This window comes from Haloferax sp. AB510 (assembly GCF_024136985.1).
In the GTDB taxonomy this organism is placed as follows: Archaea; Halobacteriota; Halobacteria; order Halobacteriales; family Haloferacaceae; genus Haloferax.
This window is the reverse complement of sequence record NZ_JAMYJY010000079.1, coordinates 1-17,811: the sequence shown is the minus strand read 5'-3', so window position 1 is coordinate 17,811 and position 17,811 is coordinate 1. Positions and strand designations below refer to the sequence as shown.

Annotated in this window: 19 protein-coding genes and 2 pseudogenes; 7 read left to right on the top strand and 14 right to left on the bottom strand. The window is 67.5% G+C overall.

What is annotated here, in order from left to right; all coding sequences use genetic code 11:
* The 3 genes and pseudogenes from NKF06_RS14565 to NKF06_RS14555 form a co-directional block, all read right to left on the bottom strand.
* Nucleotides 1-309, bottom strand: a pseudogene (locus NKF06_RS14565) (hydantoin racemase); the annotation flags it as partial.
* Nucleotides 309-1,253 (bottom strand): nitroreductase family protein, encoded by a 945-nt coding sequence (locus NKF06_RS14560; RefSeq protein ID WP_253245804.1) that lies wholly within the window; start codon nucleotides 1,251-1,253, stop codon nucleotides 309-311. The pseudogene NKF06_RS14565 and the gene NKF06_RS14560, both read right to left, overlap by 1 nt.
* Nucleotides 1,250-1,738 carry an aminopeptidase gene (locus NKF06_RS14555; RefSeq protein ID WP_253245803.1) on the bottom strand — a complete coding sequence of 163 codons (489 nt, stop codon included), beginning with the start codon at nucleotides 1,736-1,738 and terminating at the stop codon, nucleotides 1,250-1,252. The genes NKF06_RS14560 and NKF06_RS14555 overlap by 4 nt, the downstream gene beginning before the upstream one ends.
* Before the next feature lie 134 nt (nucleotides 1,739-1,872).
* Between NKF06_RS14555 and NKF06_RS14550 the strand changes: the two genes are divergently transcribed.
* A complete protein-coding gene (locus NKF06_RS14550; RefSeq protein ID WP_253245802.1) occupies nucleotides 1,873-2,190 on the top strand; it encodes a hypothetical protein in 318 nt (105 codons plus the stop codon).
* A gap of 9 nt (nucleotides 2,191-2,199) precedes the next feature.
* Here NKF06_RS14550 and NKF06_RS14545 read toward each other — a convergent pair whose 3' ends face one another.
* From NKF06_RS14545 to NKF06_RS14500, 10 genes are all read right to left on the bottom strand, one after another.
* Nucleotides 2,200-2,859 (bottom strand): AroM family protein, encoded by a 660-nt coding sequence (locus NKF06_RS14545; RefSeq protein WP_058828420.1) that lies wholly within the window; start codon nucleotides 2,857-2,859, stop codon nucleotides 2,200-2,202.
* A gap of 1 nt (nucleotide 2,860) precedes the next feature.
* Nucleotides 2,861-3,778 carry a DUF1177 domain-containing protein gene (locus tag NKF06_RS14540; RefSeq protein ID WP_058828419.1) on the bottom strand — a complete coding sequence of 306 codons (918 nt, stop codon included), beginning with the start codon at nucleotides 3,776-3,778 and terminating at the stop codon, nucleotides 2,861-2,863.
* 8 nt (nucleotides 3,779-3,786) lie between these two features.
* Nucleotides 3,787-4,962 carry a DUF917 family protein gene (locus NKF06_RS14535; RefSeq protein WP_253245801.1) on the bottom strand — a complete coding sequence of 392 codons (1,176 nt, stop codon included), beginning with the start codon at nucleotides 4,960-4,962 and terminating at the stop codon, nucleotides 3,787-3,789.
* The gene (locus NKF06_RS14530; protein ID WP_253245800.1) at nucleotides 4,959-5,321 is read right to left on the bottom strand and encodes a hypothetical protein; all 363 of its coding nucleotides are present in this window, start codon (nucleotides 5,319-5,321) and stop codon (nucleotides 4,959-4,961) included. The genes NKF06_RS14535 and NKF06_RS14530 overlap by 4 nt, the downstream gene beginning before the upstream one ends.
* Nucleotides 5,318-6,382, bottom strand: coding sequence for an ABC transporter ATP-binding protein (locus NKF06_RS14525; RefSeq protein ID WP_058828416.1), 1,065 nt, complete (start codon nucleotides 6,380-6,382; stop codon nucleotides 5,318-5,320). Before NKF06_RS14525 ends, NKF06_RS14530 begins: the two co-directional genes overlap by 4 nt.
* Nucleotides 6,379-7,521, bottom strand: a complete 1,143-nt coding sequence (locus NKF06_RS14520) for an ABC transporter ATP-binding protein (protein ID WP_058828415.1) — start codon at nucleotides 7,519-7,521, stop codon at nucleotides 6,379-6,381. The genes NKF06_RS14525 and NKF06_RS14520 overlap by 4 nt, the downstream gene beginning before the upstream one ends.
* A 1-nt stretch (nucleotide 7,522) precedes the next feature.
* On the bottom strand, nucleotides 7,523-8,428 hold the full coding sequence (locus NKF06_RS14515) for an ABC transporter permease (RefSeq protein WP_058828414.1): 906 nt from the start codon (nucleotides 8,426-8,428) through the stop codon (nucleotides 7,523-7,525).
* Nucleotides 8,429-8,430: 2 nt separating this feature from the next.
* Nucleotides 8,431-9,450 carry an ABC transporter permease gene (locus NKF06_RS14510; protein ID WP_058566214.1) on the bottom strand — a complete coding sequence of 340 codons (1,020 nt, stop codon included), beginning with the start codon at nucleotides 9,448-9,450 and terminating at the stop codon, nucleotides 8,431-8,433.
* 52 nt (nucleotides 9,451-9,502) lie between these two features.
* On the bottom strand, nucleotides 9,503-11,188 hold the full coding sequence (locus tag NKF06_RS14505; RefSeq protein WP_058828412.1) for an ABC transporter substrate-binding protein: 1,686 nt from the start codon (nucleotides 11,186-11,188) through the stop codon (nucleotides 9,503-9,505).
* 304 nt (nucleotides 11,189-11,492) lie between these two features.
* The gene (locus NKF06_RS14500; RefSeq protein WP_058828411.1) at nucleotides 11,493-11,975 is read right to left on the bottom strand and encodes a hypothetical protein; all 483 of its coding nucleotides are present in this window, start codon (nucleotides 11,973-11,975) and stop codon (nucleotides 11,493-11,495) included.
* Between the two features lie 192 nt (nucleotides 11,976-12,167).
* Between NKF06_RS14500 and NKF06_RS14495 the strand changes: the two genes are divergently transcribed.
* Nucleotides 12,168-12,707: an Lrp/AsnC family transcriptional regulator gene (locus NKF06_RS14495; RefSeq protein WP_058828410.1), complete on the top strand. Its 540-nt coding sequence runs from the start codon at nucleotides 12,168-12,170 to the stop codon at nucleotides 12,705-12,707.
* Nucleotides 12,708-12,890: 183 nt separating this feature from the next.
* A complete protein-coding gene (locus tag NKF06_RS14490; protein WP_253245798.1) occupies nucleotides 12,891-13,859 on the top strand; it encodes a hypothetical protein in 969 nt (322 codons plus the stop codon).
* Nucleotides 13,860-13,915: 56 nt separating this feature from the next.
* Here NKF06_RS14490 and NKF06_RS14485 read toward each other — a convergent pair whose 3' ends face one another.
* Complete coding sequence (locus NKF06_RS14485) at nucleotides 13,916-14,917, bottom strand: lysylphosphatidylglycerol synthase domain-containing protein (RefSeq protein WP_058828408.1); 1,002 nt, start codon at nucleotides 14,915-14,917, stop codon at nucleotides 13,916-13,918.
* 148 nt (nucleotides 14,918-15,065) lie between these two features.
* On the opposite strand from NKF06_RS14485, the gene fer reads away from it, so the two are divergent.
* The 4 genes and pseudogenes from fer to NKF06_RS14465 form a co-directional block, all read left to right on the top strand.
* Nucleotides 15,066-15,830: a ferredoxin Fer gene (gene fer / locus NKF06_RS14480; RefSeq protein WP_253245797.1), complete on the top strand. Its 765-nt coding sequence runs from the start codon at nucleotides 15,066-15,068 to the stop codon at nucleotides 15,828-15,830.
* A 113-nt stretch (nucleotides 15,831-15,943) separates the two neighbouring features.
* Nucleotides 15,944-16,543, top strand: a complete 600-nt coding sequence (locus NKF06_RS14475; RefSeq protein ID WP_253245796.1) for a TlpA family protein disulfide reductase — start codon at nucleotides 15,944-15,946, stop codon at nucleotides 16,541-16,543.
* Nucleotides 16,537-17,343: a cytochrome c biogenesis protein CcdA gene (locus tag NKF06_RS14470; protein WP_253245795.1), complete on the top strand. Its 807-nt coding sequence runs from the start codon at nucleotides 16,537-16,539 to the stop codon at nucleotides 17,341-17,343. The genes NKF06_RS14475 and NKF06_RS14470 overlap by 7 nt, the downstream gene beginning before the upstream one ends.
* A 51-nt stretch (nucleotides 17,344-17,394) precedes the next feature.
* Nucleotides 17,395-17,811 (top strand): annotated as a pseudogene (locus NKF06_RS14465) (hypothetical protein); the annotation flags it as partial.

The following is a 17,811-nucleotide window of genomic DNA, read 5'->3' as shown; positions in this document are numbered from 1 at the left end:
GGCGGCCACGCTCGCGCCCGCGCCGACGACCGGGATGTCGAGCGCCTCGCCGAGCAGTTCCACGCCGGGGTCGAGCGCGCAACTGACGCAGAGCGCGTCGACCTCGGTCGCCATCTCGCGGCCGAGCGCCTCGATGTACGGGGGGGCGTCGGTCTCAGCGGCCGCGTTCGGAATCCCGTCGGGGTGGTCGGGGATGCACCGTGACACCGTCGAGACGTGCGGGTAGTGTCGCTCGATGAGTCGTCCGTGGTGGGCGACCGCCTCAGGGTCGTCGACTGTGAGCACGCGGAGGACGCCGAGGTCGACCATCAGGCGGTCCCCCCGGCGTTTCGCTCGGCGTCAGAGCCGCCGTCCGCGTCTGCGTCCGCGTCCGACGGTTCGTCGATGCCGCGAGCCTCGAAGAACCCCTGCTGGCGGAGCGCGTCGAGCAGTTCGCCCTCGCGGCGGTTCATGAAGCCGTTCGGCCCCCAGTAGCGTTCGAGCGTCTCCTGCCACTCGCGGCGGTCGTCGCCGTAGACGCTGTCGCCGTACATCTCGTTCATCGCGTCATAGCAGGCGTCGAGTTGCGCCTCGGTGGCGTCGCGGTAGCCGCCCTCGTGGAGCACCGTGTCGAGTGGAACCCGGGGGGCATTTTCTGTCGCCTCGCCGTGACGAGGGACGCCGAGACAGAGTCCGAAAATCGGCAGGACGCCCGCGGGAAGGTCGGCCGTCGCGGCGACCTCGGTGAGGTTGTTCAGGATGTTGCCGATGGGGCAGACACCGTAGCCGCGGCTCTCGGCGGCCAGCATCACGCCCATCGCGGCCAGCGAGGCGTCAATCGACCCCTCCAACAGCCCCATCGCGGGCGTCATGCGGAACTCGCGGTCGCGGTGTTCCAACAGCAGTCGAATCCGACGGATATCGATGCAGACGAGGAGGAAGTGGCTCGCCTCCTCGACCTGCACGGTGCCGCGGCTACACAGTTCGTGAATTCGCTCGCGGCGGTCGGAGTCGCGTATCCAGACGAAACTGTACATCTGGGCCGTCCCGCTTGTCGGGGCCTTCCGTCCGGCGTCGACCATCGCGCGGACCTCGTCGTCGGGAATCTCGGCGTCGGTGTCGAACTGGCGGACCGTGGCGCGACGTGCCAGCCACGGGGCGAGGTCGGGGACTTCAGCGGCCGCCGCATCGAGCGCGGGGCGGTCCGTGCGGTCAGCGTGGCCCGTGTGGTCCGTGCCCTCGCGACCACCGGTTGCGGGTGTCCGGTCGCTCACACGAGCACCTCGCCGTCGGCGACGACGACCTCGCCGTCGAGCGAAACCGTCGGTTCGAGGATGACGCCGTCGAGGTGCGAGTCGCAGTCGATGATCCCGCCGAAGCCGAGGTTGTCGCCGAAGGCGACGTGGCAGGTCCCGTACACCTTCTCGTCTTCGAGGACGGTCCCGATGATGCTCGCCGCCGGGTTCGTCCCGAGACCAAGTTCGCACACCCGCCGGGCGCAGTCGTCGCCGCTCGTCGCGTCGAGGAACTCGTCGGCGGCCGCGCCCTCGACGGACGCGATGCGCCCCTCGTCGAGTTCGACCGTCAGCGGGTCGTCGAGGACGCCGACGCCCGCGAGGCCGCCGTCGAAGACGAGCGTGCCGGTTGCCGTCCCCTCGACCGGCGCGATGTAACTTTCGCCGGACGGGAGGTTGCCGGAGTCGCCGGGTTCGGCGATGATGCCGTCGCTCGGGATGCCATCGCGGCCCGAAAGCGACATCGTCGCCGACGCGGTCGCCGACCTCGATGCGGGCCTCGTCGGCCGCGGTGAGCTTCTCCGTGAGCGCCGCCGTCAGGCGCTCGACCTCCTCGTAGTCGGCCGTAATCGCGCCCTCGCCGAACATCTGGTCCGTGATGCCGGGCATCGTGGCGACGCGAGCGCCGGCCTCCGTCGCGGCCTCCCGGGCCCGCGTGTGCGTCAGCGACGCGCTGGTCGGACAGACCACGATATCGGCCGACGCCATGGCGCGGGCGACCGAGTCGGGCGGCTCCATCCCGTTTCGCTCCATCGGCGGAATCTCGAACAGGCCGGACTCCAAGCCGAGTTCGACCCCGGCCTCGAACAACGCCCGCCCGATGTGGTTCGTGTCGGTGTCGGTCACGACGAGGAGCGTCTCTCCGGGGGCGGCGTTCATGTTCTCGGCGAGGAGTCGCGTCGCCACCTCGCGGTAGTCAGCCACGTCAGAGCACCTCCTCGGCCGTCTTCGCCAGCACCGACCGCCCGAGCAGGACGCTCGTGTCCGTAATCTCGCGGACGGTCGCCTTCATCTCGGGCGTGTAGCCCATGCAGTCCATCACGATGAGGTCGGCGTCGGTGCCGATTTCGGCCGCCGCGGCCGACACCTCGTCTTCCTCGGCGTACGGCGACCCCGCGGCGGTGACGAGGTCGTAGTCGGCCCACTTCTCGAACGTCATGGCCTCCTGTTCCTCCTTGGGCATGATGACGCCGAGGGTCCCCCCGTCGAGGATGGTCGAGACCCACGCCGAAAGCAGGTCGCTCGGCTCGAAGACGGGCACGGTGGCGTCGAACGGCGGGAAGTGACCCGTACAGAGGACGCCGATTGCCGTGACCTCAGATTCGAGGTCGCGGATGCGCTCTCCGAGGAGTTCGACGACCGACTCGCGGTCGACGGTGACGGGCGTCCCGTCTGCGAGTCTGGAGACGTACACCGCCTTTCCCTCTCGCGGGCCGACCGCAGCTTCGACCTCGGCCGCCGAGTCGAACTGGTCGAGCGCGCCGACCTCGATGATGTCCACCTCCGGCGGGAGGGCCGCCGCGATGTCGGGCGTCACGTCGGTCCGGGGTGCCTGCCCGATGGTCACCAGTCCGAGCGTGGACATCTCAGACGCCCTCGCCGAGGGTCTGGAGGCGGCCCATCGAACCGTACAGCGACGTGAGGCGGTCGTACTCGGCCTCGTCGTAGAACGACGCGCGGCCGCGGGTGAAGTCCTTGGCCGTCTCGACGACGAACCCGGTCGCGTCGAGCAGGTCGGTGAGGTAGTTCGCGCCGGTCCCACAGCCGGGGACGGGCGAGACGCTCGTCGTCGCCACGCCCACGACGGGCGCGTCAGTCGCCGTCGCCGGCTGGAGGATGCTGTTGATGTGGTGGACGTCGTTGCCGTAGGGGGTGATATCCTGCATCGTGAGCGTGAGCGTGCTCGGGGGGCGGCCAGTCGCCCGCTCTTGGATGTCGAGGAGGCTGTCGCTCACCTTCAGCACCCACCCCTCCTTGACGGTCGGCGTGATGGCGAAGCCGCGCTCGCAGTGGACGCGGTTGCCTTTCGTGGCGTCGACGGAGACGACGGCGTCCATCTCCTCGTCCACCTCGTGTTCGTTCATGGTGCTCGTATCGACCGGACTGCCCATGAAGGGCACCGGGTCGTGCGGGGAGGTCGGCGCGTCGGGACAGACGTGCGTGGCGATGCGAACGTCGCCGGCGAGCACGTCGCCGCGGGTGCGCATCTCGCCGAGGTGGAGCGCGACCGCGAGGGCGACGATGGCCCCGTCGGCGTCTGAGACCGGGCCGAGTTCGGCCGGTCGCGCGGCGACCCCGCCGAGGCGACCGATGACGCCGAGCGTCGGCGCGTCCGGGTCGGCTCCGGGGACGACCGTCTTGACGAAGTCGGTCGACCCCTCGTCGGTCGAGATGGTCGTCACTTCCGTGTCGAGACCGTACGTTTCGAGTGCGTCGCGTACCAGTTCGCCGTCCGCGTCGGGACGGCTGAGGATGTCGTAGGCTTGCTGAATCTTGTCGAACATGAGTTTCGTTAGTTGAATACGTGTGATTTGACCACTTTTCCGACCGCCTGTTCCACCGGGTCGAAGAGCGCCGGGTCGGCCATCCCCGCGCCCAGAGAGAGGTTCGCCGCGGGCGCGACGACGACCGCCACCGACCGGCCCTCCGCGAGTTCCGCCGTCGAAACGGGCATCCCCGTCTCGGCGTCGAGCGTCGTGATGAGGTCCGGGAACGTCGCGAGGCGCTCGCCGTCGAGTTCGAGCGTCATGTACTCGTTCCAGAAGGTGAGTTCGCGCCCCTCGATTTCGACCTCACCCACGTCGAAGCCGCCGGTCGTTTCGAGCGCGAACGACTCGACGGGACCGACGAGCGAGACCTCGCCACCGAGGACCTCGGCGACGCGTTCCGCGGCGTCGCGGCCGCCGTCCGCGAGTCTGACCGCACGGCCGACCGCTTCAGCCTGGTCGTACGTGTCGAGCGCCGCGTTCGCCTCGGCGTAGCGCGCCGAGACCGGGTTGCGAGCGACGGCGACGAGGCCGCCGGCGTCTTCGGCCGCGTACCGGACGAGCGACGCCGCCGTGCCGAGTTCCGCCTCGACGACCGTCTCCAGTCGGCTGGCGGTCCCGGGCACGCCGCCGACCGCCGCCTGCATCGAGTTCGCGTCCTGCGACAGCCCGATAGAGCCCATCGGCCCGGTCGGGTGCGCCCGCCCGTTGCAGGCCGCATCGACGAGCGGGAGGCCGGTCACGGCGGACTGGAGCAGACCGTTTACCGTGGCGAACCCGCCCATCTCGTTCGTCATCAGCGCGCCGACGGTCGTCCCGTCGGCTGCGAGTCTGTCCACCAGTAGTTCCACCGCGCGCACGTAGTCCGCGGGGTCGACGTGGCTCTCGGTCGCGGCGGGCGCGCCCACGCCGCTGACGGTCACCACCACGTCCGTCGGGTCGAGGTCGGCGACCGAGACGATTGTCGGCCGGCCGTACTCCACGGCGAGTTCGCCGAACTCGATGCCCTTCGAAAGCGAGCCGCCGCCCCCGCCGCCGAGGACCGCGCCGCCGACCGCGACGTCTTCGACCCATTCGGCCGTTATCGCCCGCTCGCCGTCGGTCGGGGCGGGTCCTGTGTCGTCCGGTTGCGGGCTCTGTGCGTCGTCTGTCGGCGCGTGCTCTGCGCCGTCTGTCTGTGTCCGCATGTCGTCTGTCGTCATTGGGGTGCCTCGGGGGTGTCTGCGTCGTCGGCCGCTACGCTGAGGAAGGCGTTCGGCCGCTGTCTGTCGGCGTTGCGAAGCGTCGCGGTCCCCCGCGCCCGGAGTCGCTTCATGCCCGCCGCGAGCAGGTGATACGTCTGGTCGCGACCCATCGATTCGAACAGCCCGTCGGACTTCGCCACCGCCGTGGCGCAGACCTCGCCGTCGCGGCACGGCCGGTCGCAGGCCGAACACGCCGGCTGGGCGGCCTTGAACGCCGCCGGGTCCGACGCGCACGACAGGAGGAGTTCGTCAGTCCACGGGCGGTTCTGCCGCGCCCGCCGGAGGGCGGCGAGACGGTCTGTGCGCTCTGCGGTCATTCCCACTCCGCGCCCTCCTCGAACCGGTCGTCGTGGAGGAAACACCGCGAGACCTGGTCCGGCCCGCGGTCGTACAGTTCGGGTTCCTCGACCGCACAGGCGTCGAACTCGTGGGCACACCGCGACCGGAAGGCACAGCCGCTGGGCTTTTCTCTCGGGTCCGGCACCTCGCCGTCGAGCGTGATTCGGTCGGGTTTCGCCAGTTCGTCCTCCTCGCTGATGGTCGAGATGGCGGAGAGGAGCGCCCGGCTGTAGGGGTGTTGCGGCGACCCGAACACCGAGTCCACGTCGCCGACCTCCACGAGCCGCCCGAGGTACATGACGCCGATTCGGTCGGCGACGTTCTTCAGGAGCGAGAGGTCGTGCGTGATGAACAGGTAGGTGATGCCGAACTCATCCTGTATCTCCTCGAGGATGTTGATGATGCGGGCCTGCACGCTCACGTCGAGCGCGCTCGTCGGCTCGTCGAGGACGACGAACTTCGGATTGAGCGCCACGGCGCGGGCGATGCCGACGCGCTGTTTCTGGCCGCCCGAGAGCTGACCGGGGTAGCGGTACATGAACTCCCGCGGAAGGTCCACCATGTCCAACAGTTCCTCGACCCGTTCGAGTCGGGCCTCGGAGTCGCCGTAGTCGTGAATCTTCAGGGGGGCCTCGATAATCGACTTGACGCGGTGCCGCGGATTGAGGCTCGATGCCGGGTCCTGGTGGACGATTTGCATGTTCCGGCGGAACCGCTTGAGCTCGCCGTCGGAGAGGTCGACGACGTTCTGGCCGTCGATTTCGACCCGCCCGCTCGTCGGCTCCGTCAGGCGGAGCATCGACCGGCCGGTCGTCGTCTTGCCGGACCCCGACTCGCCGACGAGGCCGAACGTCTCGCCCTCCGCGATGGAGAAGCTTACGCCGTCTACGGCGCGGACCTCGCCCGCCTTCTTCTGGAAGATGCCCTCGAACAGCGGGAAGTGTTTCTTGAGGTTCTCGACCGTGACCATCGGGTCGTCGAGGTCCCGGTCGCGCTGTGCCGCCGCCGTCGATTCGGTCGTGTACGCTGAGTCGTTCATTGGTCCGTCCCCCCGTCGGCGGAGATGTCGCCGGGTGCGTCGCCGCTATGGGTGTCGCCACCAGCAGACAGCCACGGCGCGGTTCCGATATCGACCCGTTCCGCGGCGAGCGACTCGTGACGCTCGCGGGCGGGGAGCCCGTCGAACAGGTGACACGCGGTCGCGTGGTCAGGGCCAGTCTGCCGCGGGTACGGGTACGCCTCGTGGCAGTCCGGTTCCGCGTGCGGACAGCGGTCGGCGAACCGACAGCCGGCCGGCGGGTTCGTGTAGTCGGGCAGGTGCCCCTCGATGCCGTCGCCGATGCCGGTCGAGAGCGTCGGGATGCTCTCCAGCAGCCCGCGGGTGTAGGGGTGCTGCGGGTTCGCAAACAGGTCGGCGGTCGGCGCTTGCTCGACGATTTCGCCCGCGTACATCACGTTGATGCGGTCGCTGACCTCGCGGGCGACGCCGAGGTCGTGGGTGATGTAGAGGACGCTCGTGTCGCGCTCTTCGACGAGTTCGTCGAGGAGGTCGAGCACCTTCGCCTCAGTCGTCACGTCGAGGGCGGTCCCCGGTTCGTCGGCGATGAGCAGGTCCGGCTCCGACAGGAGCGCGATGGCGATGAGGACGCGCTGGCGCATCCCCCCGGAGAGTTCGACCGGGTAGCTCTCGAAGACGCGCTCGGGGGCCGAGATTTCCACCTCGCCGAGCATCTCGATGGCCCGCTTCCGGTGTTCGGCTTTCGCGCCGGTAGACAGCGCGTCGCGGACGAGCTTCGACAGCGACAGGCGCGGTCGCCCCTGCCACTTCAGCACGTCCATCATCTGCTCGCCGACCGTCAGGACGGGGTTGAGACTCGTCATCGGGTCCTGCATTATCATGCTCATCTCCTTGCCGCGCCGCGAGTGGCGCTCGGCGTCGGAGAGCGAGAGCACGTCCTCGCCCTTGTAGCGAATCTCGCCCTCGGGGATGGTCGCCGAGGGGAGCAGTCCCATGATGGACTTCACGGTGACGCTCTTGCCACAGCCCGTCTCGCCGACGAGCGCCGCGGTCTCGCCGCGGTCGATGGCGAAGTCGATGCCGTTTATCACTTCGGCCGTCCCGTCGTGGGTCTCGAAGTGGACGTGGAGGTTCTTCACCTCTAAGATGGGGTCGGCCATCTCAGTCCACCTCCACGTCGAGCACGTCGCGCAGGCCGTCGCCGATGAAGTTGAACCCGAGGACGGCGAACGAGATCGCCAGCCCGGGGAACACGGCAATCCACCAGAAGCTCGTGACGTAGTTGCGGCCCTGCGCGATCATCGCACCCCACGTCGGCGTCGGCGGTTGCGCGCCGAGGCCGAGGAACGACAGGCCCGCGCCGACGAGGATCACGAAGCCCATGTCGAGGGTCGCCTTGACCGTGATGGGGCTGACGACGTTCGGGAGAATCTCCCTGAACGTCGTCCGCACCCACCCCGACCCGAGCGCACGGCTCGACTCGATGAACTCGTCTTCCTTTATCGAGAGCACCTCGCCCTGCACGAGGCGGGCGTACCACGACCACCACGAGAAGGCGATGGCGACCATGACGTTGAACAGCGACGCGCCGGTCGCGGCGACCACTGCCATGGCGAGGAGCGTGGGCGGGATGGCGAGGAAGATGTCCGTCACCCGCATGATGACGGTGTTCGTCGTCCCGCCGAGGTAGCCCGCGATGAGCCCGAGCGTCACGCCGATTGAGATGGCGATAGAGAGGACGATGCCGCTCATCAGAAGCGACAGCCGCGCCCCGAACAGGACGCGGCTGAAGATGTCGCGGCCGGTCGTGTCGGTGCCCATCAGGTGCGTCGCGCTCGGCGGCTCGCTCGCCTGGTCGAAGTAGACGCCCGCGCCGGCGTGTTCGGGGAACGGCGCGAGGTACGGCGCGAGGAGCGCCGCGACGACGAGCGTCAGAATCATCGCCAGTCCGACGAGCGAGAGCTTGTTGCCCGCGAAGGTCCGAAAGCCGCGTTTGAGCTGTCGAATCCGCTCTTTCCGGGCGGCGCTCTCGGTGTCGAGAAACGGGATGGAGGTCTTCGTGGACACGACTATCCCTCCTCCAGCCGCACCCGCGGGTCGAGGTAGCCGTACAACAGGTCGACCACGAAGTTAGCGGTCACGAAGCCGATACCGACCACGATGGTGACGCCGACGATGGCGTTGAAGTCCTGATAGAGGATTGCTTGGACGCCGTAGCGCGCCATCCCCGGCCACGCGAAGACGATTTCCACGAGGAACGCGTTCCCGAGGAGGAAGCCGAAGGCGAGACCGACCACCGTGAGTGAACTCGTAAAGGCGTTTTGCAGCATGTACTTGTATTCGATGAGGGTGTTCGGGAGGCCGTAGGCCCGCGCGGCGAGGACGTAGTCCTTGCGCTGCTCGTCGATCATGTCCGAGCGGATGAGCCGCATCACCTGCGCCAGCGTGGCGAGACCGAGCGCGACGGTCGGCAACAGGAGGTGCGTGGCCGCGTCGAGGAACGTCCCGAACTGGCCGGCGATGAGGCTGTCGACCAGATACAGGCGCGTGACCGCCGGTGGGGGAGCGACGCCGTCGCTGAGCCGCCCCGAGAGGGGCAACAGCCCGAGGCTGACGACGAAGACGATTTGGAGGACGATAGCGACCCAAAACCGCGGCATCGACACGCCGAACAGGGCGGTGATGCGCGAGAGGTGGTCCTGCCAGCGGTCCTTGTTGGTCCCGGCGACGACGCCGAACGGAATCGCCAGTAACACGGCGAAAAACAGCGTGACGACGGTCAGTTCGAGCGTCGCGGGCAGGCGGGCGACGATGTCCGAAAAGACGTTGTTGTTCGTCCGAAGCGACATTCCCCAGTCGCCCTGCACGACGCCGAACAGCCAGTCGGCGTACTGCATCGGCAGCGGCTGGTCGAGGCCCATCTCGGCCCGGAGTGCCGCGACTTGCTGGTCAGTTGCTTCCGGTCCGAGCGCCAACCGAACGGGGTCGCCCGGAATCACGCGGGATATCAGGAAGATGAGCACTGACAGCCCGAAGATGACGGGGACCGAGTGGATTGCGCGCCGAACGAGGTAATCTACGTATGACATTGGTGAGTTTGGAAAGACGGCCCGAAACGGGGCGTCGAAAGTCGTCGGGCGACTACTTCGCCCGGCCCTCGCCGCTGCGAGTCATGGAGTGGACGTCCCAGTCGAACGACATCACGCCGCGGTACTGCCAGCCCTCGACGTTTTCGTTGATGCCGATGCGGTACGGCGGGTTGGCGATGTAGACGCTCGGCATGCCCTCGACAATGAGCGCCTGCGCCTCCTCGTACTTCTCCAGCCGCGACTGGAGGTCGGTGGACTTGCGCGCCTCTTCGAGAGTGGCCGCGATTTCGTCGGTGGAGTACCACGACTGGGAGATGTACGACCCGAACGAGGAGGGGTGGTACATCAGGTAGGTGTGGCTGTCCGGCGACGGCATCTTCGCCGTGTGGAAGATGTTCGTCATGTGGGCGGTCGACTCGGCGCTCGTCGCGCGGTCGGTGAGGCGGGCCCACTGCAGCGGGTTGATTTCGAGGTCGATGCCGAGTTCGTTCAGCCCGGCCTGGTTGAGAAGCCCCATCTGGCGCTGGAGTTCGGTGCCGGCGACGACGACGTGTTCGAGGCCGATTTCGTTGATTTCGTCGACGGAGTAGTCCGCCTTGTCGAGGAACTCCTTGGCCTTGTCGAGGTCCTGTTCCATCGGGACGAGGTCGTCGTTGTGGCCCGCCATCTCACGGGGGACCGGCCCGGCAGCGACGCCGCCGCCGCCGATGATGTCGTTGACGGCGCTGTCGTAGTCGAACGCGTAGGCGATGGCCTTCCGGACGTTGATGTCGTCGGTCGGTGCCTTCTGGCAGTTCAGCGGGAAGTGGAACAACTGCAGCTGCGGCACCTCGGGGACGCGAACGTTGGCGTACGAGTCCATCTCGGCGTACGCCTGCGTGCCCATGTACTGGTCGGTCATGTCGCCTTCGCCCTGCTGCATCGTCGTCTTGATGGTGGACTCCTCGGTGATGACCGTCGAGCGGAACGTGTCGAAGCTGTCCTCGCTCCAGCCCTTCCAGTAGTCCTCGTAGGCGGTCGCCTCGATGGAGTTCCCCTGCTCCCAGTTGTCGAGGACGTACGCGCCGGAACCGGCGGAGTTGTTCTGAAGGTAGGCGTTGCCGTGGTCGCCGTCCTGCTCGTTCTCCTGGACGACGGTGCTGTTGACGATGTAGAACTGGACGAACGTCGCCAGCGCCGGGCCGTACGCCTGATTGAACTCGAAGGCGACCGTCTGCTCGTCGCGGACGGTGATGTTCGAGGGGTCGAGGTAGTCGAGCCAGAACGACGAGTACCCGCGCTGGAGTTCCAGCATCCGGGTGAGCGAGTACGCCACGTCGTCGGCGGTCAGCGGCGTGCCGTCCGAGAACGTTACGTCGTCGCGGACGGTGAACACCCACGTCTTCCCCTCGTCTTCGGTGTCCCAGCTCTCGGCGATGTGCGCCGTCGGTTGGAGCGTCTCGGCGTCGACCGTGATGAGTTCGTCGTAGAGGTTCTGCGCCGCGAGCCCCTGCGTGTAGTCGACCTGCTCTGCGGGGTCGAGCGTCCCGAAGACCTGTCCGGCGACGAAGTGGAAGTCGTTGCTGGCCCCGCCGCTTCCGCCGTCGCTCGTTTGTTCAGCCGTGGTCGAGTCGCTCCCGGAACTCCCGTCGGTGGTCTCGGTCTGCTGGGCCCCCTGACAGCCTGCGAGCGCGACGCTCGTCGCTCCCGCACCGATGAGCTTCAGCAGTTTTCTGCGTTCTATGTTGCCGGTTGGCATGGAGAGTTGTGGATACCCTATTCGTATAAAGCTTTCCTAGTGATTGAACATATCGTCTACAATAGAAGTTGATTCATCTAATTTTAGTTTTGCAATAATTTTGGAGAGGGCCGAGAACACGAGGATATGAACGAATACGCCGCTTGACCAGATATAGAAGTCGAATCAACTCAGTCTGACTCAAAATAAGCCATATATAAACAGCTAATCGTGAGATTTGTGGACAAGAATGAGCGCGTTAATCGCGGGAGCGTCGCGTCGAGCGCGGTCGAGGCCGAGGCGGAATCGGCGACTCCGCGAGCGGTTACTGCGGGAGAAACAGGGCGGGTTCGGTGTGTCGGAACGAGCAACGACGGGTGTTTCCCAAGTCGCTCACCGTCGTCCGAATCTCGGATTCGGTTCGGAGCGTTTCGACGAACGAGTGGTCGGTATCGGAGTCGTAAAACACGGGGTAGAGGACCGCTTCCTTCGTTTCCACGGATTTTACGACGACGACGAAGATTCGAATGTTCGTGTCGCGGGCGCGGTAGACTTCGAACTGGTCGAACGCCGTGTCAGGCCCCGAGACAGCCGATTCAAGCGCTTCGAGTTCGGAATCCGGAACGAGGAGACGGAATCCGGAGTCGGCGGCCGCCGCCGCGTCCGTGGTGGATACGTCCCCGGGATGAAGAACGAGCGTCTCCCAGCCTGAATCTTCGAGTTCCGCCGAAACCTCGTCGATCTCGGTGAGGATGTCAGCCCAATCGGCGAGGGCCTTGTTCGTTCGGTTGATTTTTCCGCGTACCATGACGACACCCTCCGTGAACGCGGAGTAAAAGTGTTTGGGGCCCGAAACGCGCGTTCCCCCGACGGCCTTCGATTTCGGTCGTTCGCCGTCCCGAAATGAGTGAACGATTCGTTCACTAAATGTATCCGATTCGGAGATTTTGAAGAAACATTCATATATATGAAGCTAAGCGGTATAACCGTGAAGATAGCAATGCCCGATTCGCAGGAGTGGATAGAGGACCCGCGCGTTGTCGAACTTCTCGAAGACCGGATGGACAAGAAGGACTATCTCATCTTCCGCGAACTGAACAAGGACGGGCGAATCTCGGACACGGAGCTCGCCGACCGCGTCGGCCTCTCTCGGACGGCCGCGCGGCGGCGACGCAAGATGCTCCAGGAGGACGGCATCCTCGAAATCTTCGCGCTATTGGTCTTTCGGGCGGCCGACTACCCCTACGCCGAGGTCCACATCTCGTACGACAAGGGTTCCACGAACGACGAAATTACGGCGTTTATCGAGCGACTCCTCGACGAGGGGCTGGTCTACGAGGTCGCGGAGTGCATCGGCGAGTACGACCTGCTGATTCGCGTCTGGCAGTCTTCTCTGAGCAGTATCAACAGCTACGTCCGCGAACTCCTGCAGGACAGCGACGTGGTCGACACCTACACCATCGTCCCCATCACCGACTCGTACAAGATGTTCCACCGGACGTTCTACAGGCCGGGCGAAGAGGCACCCGACGCGTCGTGACCGAGTCACGGGTCGTCGCGAGCGAGAGTCGGGTCGAACGTACAATCCGAGAGCCGTCGGTCCTCGTGGGGCTTCCGACCGCCCGAACCAACACGTTTTAGGTTGGCCTAAACAATCTGTCGAGCGAACGACGCACGGACCGGGCGTCGAAACACGGCCCGCGAACCAGTAGACAGAGACACCATGGTCGGCACGACACTCACCCAGATTCGGACTCACATCGAATCGCTCGCGAGCGACGACGGGGCGTACGAACTCGTCTGCGGACGGACCGGAGAGCGGCCGGTCCCGGTCGACGGGCTTCGGTTCGAGGACCGTTCGACGGGGGAGGCCGCCGCCCGCGCGGCGAGACAGTATCGCTCGGCCCTCCGGCGGTACGACCCGAACGTCCCGTACTACGACCTCATCGTCTCGGAACACGACGACGTTCCGGGCTTCGGCGGCGCGAGCGCGACCGCCGACGGCTGGGCGACCGCCGGGGCGACGCCCGGTCTCCCCGAACCGCCCTCCGGCTTCGACCTCGGAACCGATGCGGACGGCGGACCCGAGTGCGACAACGGCGGGGAGCGCTCCGAGCGGGTCGAGTTCTGTCACCGGGTCGCGGCGGCGGTGTTCGAGGCGCTCGTAGACGCCGGCCACCGGGCGGTCGAGACGGCGGTGATGGACGCGTACTTCGACCTCGCGGAGACGATGTCCAGCGCGGACGACCTCTGTCTGCGCCTGCTGGAGAGCATGGCGACCGCGCTTCACGTCCATCTCACGTCGGCCGAGCAGGCTGACGTGCTCGAACGCGCCGCCTCGAACATCGCGTCGCGGCCCGACTCGGCGGGAGCGCTGGGGGCGACGCTGGCGGAGATGGCACGGCTCGACCTCGTCGGGTCGTACACCTGCTCACCGTGGCGCCCCGGCCCGGACGCCAGCACGAGGTCGGCGGAGCTGACCCTCGAAGGCTACGCGCTCTCGGCGCGCGAGGGGCGGCTTCCGGTGTTACCGGTCGTCCTCGATCTCTACCGCCGGGCGGAGTCGTGGAAGCCCGTCTCCCTGCACGTCACGCCGGCCGAGGAGGGCTGGCACGCGACGCTCTCGGTCTCCTCGAAGTCCAACGCGGTCGGGCTGGCGAGCGTCCCGATTCACGAGCGCGCCGCCGACTAACTCGTTTTCTGTCCCTCACCACACGCCGACGCGACGGACGCGCTTTCGAATCCGTCTCAGGTCCGAAAGCCGCGCAGGAACCCGGTGGCTACCCCACCGCACCCGAGTGACACGAGGAGTTCGAACGTCCGCACGACGAGCACCGCCGCAGCCGCCCCCGCGGCCGGCGCGCCCGTGGTGAGGCTGAGCGCGCCCGCGAGAAGCACGTCGTACGCGCCGAGGCTCCCCGGAATGGGGACGACGCTCGCCGCCTGCGGGAGCGGGATGACGGCGACAATCGGGAGAAACGCCACCGTCGTGCCGGTGCCGGCGAGCGCGACCCAGAGTGCGAGCGACGTGATCAGCTGCTCGAAGACGCCGCTGAGCGCGATGAGGCCAAGGAGTTCCGGCGCGTCTCGGAAGTGGACGACGCGCTCCCAGAACCGTCCGACCGCGTCGGCGACGGCCTCACGGCCGACCGGTGTCTCGCGAGTGAGTCCAGAGACAACGCGGACGACCGGGGCCAAGACAGCGACGACGACCGCCGAGAGCGCGTCTCGCGCCCAGATGAGCGCGGCACCGACGACAAACAGCGCGACGACCGCGCCGGCCAGCGTCACGAGGACGAACCGCGGCGTCGGCGCGTCGAGAAAGAGGACGCCGACGATGGCGACCGACAGGAGGAGCTGTGCGGCGGATTTGACGTACTTGGCGACGCCGCGGACCCCGAGGGCCTCGCTGTAGCTCGTCTCGGTCGCGACGCCGAAGAACTGCGCCATGATTGGCTCCGAGCTCACCGGGCCGGCGGGGCTGAGTACGTCGAAGAAGTCGCCGGCGAACGCGAACTGGACGCTCGCCCGCGGCGAGAGCCCGTCGCGGAGGGGCCGAACCGACGCCCAGACACCGAGACCGTCGACGGTCGCCTCGGCGAGCATCAGAGCGCAGACGACGCCGACGGCCCACGGGGCGACGGCCGCGACACGCGAGCCGACCGCTTCCGGGCCGACGTACCAGAGGTACACCGCGAGCGCTCCGATACCGAGTCCCGCACCGACGACGAACCGAACCCCGCGTCTCACACCCGAAGCAAACGAGGCCCGCTACAAAACCGCCGCGGCTCACGGCCGCGCACGGTCCTCGAGACTACACACTCGATTCGAGGACTAAACCACGACGAGACGGCCGGTGGCCGTGGATTTATGCTCGCGAGTTCCTACTAGCCCCGATGTGGACTCCCCGTTCGAGACGCTCGGCATCGACCCGGACGCAGACGAGGACGAACTCGTCGACGCGTACCGTCGGCGGGTGAAGTCGGCCCACCCGGACCACGGCGGGTCGGCCGAAGAATTTCAGGCTGTTCGAACGGCCTACGAGGCGATTCGCGCCGGCTACGAGCCCGGCGACGAACTCGAACCCGTCGAGACGGACGGCCGCCGACCGGCCGACGATGACGGAGCACGAAATGGACAGCACGACGCCGGAGCCGCCCGAAACGGACAGACCGGGGACGCGACCGACGGCGCGAGTTCCGGTTCCGGGGACGACCCAGAGCCCGAGGCTGAACGACGCGGGGCGCGAGTCGAGTTCCTCGACTACGACGTGCTCACCGACCGCGGCTGGTCGCTCGCCGACGACGACCTCTTCGAGAAGGCCGCCGAAAGCGGCCTCGACGGCGACGCCTACGGCGAGGTGTTCGTCGAGCCGCGGACCAACCTCCTGAAGGCGGCTGAGGACGCGGGCCACAGTTGGCCCTTCGCCTGCCGCGGCGGTGCCTGCGCGAACTGCGCGGTGGCGGTCGTCGAGGGCGACGTGAAGATGCCTTCGAACCACATCCTCTCGGAGGAGATGCTGGAACAGGGCGTCCGGCTGTCGTGTATCAGCCTCCCGGTGACCGACGACCTGCAGGTCGTCTACAACATCGAACACCTCCCCGGCCTCGATGAACTTCGGCTCCCCCCGCAGCACGCCCGGAAGATGAGCGCCGGCGACTGACCGGAAACCGGCGGCCGGCCTGTCCGAGGTGCGGCCCGGCGGGGTCTTGGGGTTGTGCGTCACCCGCGCCCCAACGCGGCCGAATTAAGCTTCGATAGCGACCCTACAACGATATGAAAGGAACGCCGACGCGAAGAGACGTCCTTCGGCTCGCGGGCGCGGGCACCGTGGCGGGAACGGTCGGGCTGGCGGGATGTCTCGGCGGAAGCGGCGGCGGAAGTGTCGATGCCGGCGGTGACCTGACGACGACCGGAGACGAGACGGCCGGCGCGTCGGACGGCGACGGCGCGTGGCGGACGGCCGAACTCACCGACGTGCGCACCGGCGAGACGTTCACTATCGAGGGCCTCCTCGACCGACCGATTCTCCTGGAGACGTTCGCGGTGTGGTGTTCGAACTGCCTGCGCCAACAGCGCGAGCTAATCGAGTTCCACGAGACCGTCGGCGACGACGTGCTGACGGTCGCGCTCGACATCGACCCCAACGAGGACGCCGAGAAGGTCAGGAAACACGCGGAGGACCACGGCTTCGACTGGCGCTACGCCGTCTCGCCCGAACCAGTCACGAGGAGCCTCACCGCCGAGTTCGGCTCGTCGATGGCGAGCGCGCCGGTCGTTCCGATGGTCAGGCTCTGTCCCGACGGGAGCGCGACGCGGCTCAAAGACGGCCACAAGACGACCGCGTTCCTCCGCGAGCGGGTCGGCGAGTGCTGACCGACCTCGCGCCGCGGCTGTTCGAACTGTTCGTCCTCGGCGTCGGCACCCCGCTCACCGCCGCCTGCGCCCTCCCGCTGTACCCCGGTTTCCTCGCGTACCTCGCGCGACAGAGTTCGCGTGTGAGCGGGGAGTCGTCCTCACCGGCCGGCGCGACCGGCGATGGACGCGGCGGGGTAAGAAACGGCGGAGGCGACGGCGACGAACGAGACGGCAGCCTCCCGATAGCCGTCCTCGGCGGCCTCGTCACCGCCGGCGCGGTATCGTTCATGCTCGTCATCGGCGTCGTGTTCTCGCTCCTCCTCGAAGTGTCGCTCACGACGGTCGTCGAGGTGGTCTCGCCGGCGGCCTTCGTCGTTCTCTTCGTCGTGAGCCTCGCGCTCCTCTTCGACGCGAAGGTGTTCGCGCGGCTCCCCACTATCGAGCCGCCGGAGACACGTCACCCGGCGCTGTCGGCGTTCGCCTACGGCTTTTTCTTCGGCGCAATCGTCCTCCCCTGCAACCCCGGCTTCATCGCCCTGTTCTTCGCACGCGTCCCCGTGCTGTTCGACACCGCCGCCGAGAGCCTCCTCGGGTTCCTCGCGTTCGGCCTCGGTATCGGCGCGCCACTCCTCGTCTTCGCTCTCGTCTCGGAGCGGTACAGCCGACGGGCGACCCGGTGGTTCGCCCGCCACACGACCGCTATCAACCGCGTCACCGGCGCGGTCATGCTGGTCGTCAGCGTCTACTATCTGCTCGTCGTCTTCGACGTGCTCGGCGTCGCGCCCGTCATCGAATCGCTCCTCGACGCGGTCGTCTGAGCCGGACCGCGCAAGCAGACCTCCGTGAGCGTCGGACCCGCAGAAGTGCCTATGACCGTCGGTCCCCTCTGTCTAGGGAAGCACCCGATGAACACCGACCAGCGAGCCGACCGGTACCGGACGGTCGTCGCCGCCCGCCTCGAACGCCTCTCGACACGGGCGCGGCTGGCCGTCGTCGCCGACCTCTGGGCCGCCCGCGGCTTCGAGACGCGCGTCGAGGCGGGGGTCGTCCGCGCCGAGCGCCGCGGCCGGTCGGTGCGGCTTCGTCCCGTCAGCGGGCGTCGGTCGGAAGCGTCGGCGACGGCCGAACGAGAGGCGGACGCGGACACTGACGCACCTCCTGTGAAACATCTCGCTATCGACGACATCACTGAGGCGCTCCTGTACGCCCTCGACCGGCCGGACGCCGACGCGGTCTGTCGCCGCCAGTTCGGCGCGCCGCTGGACGACCTCCGCCGCCGCTTCGGA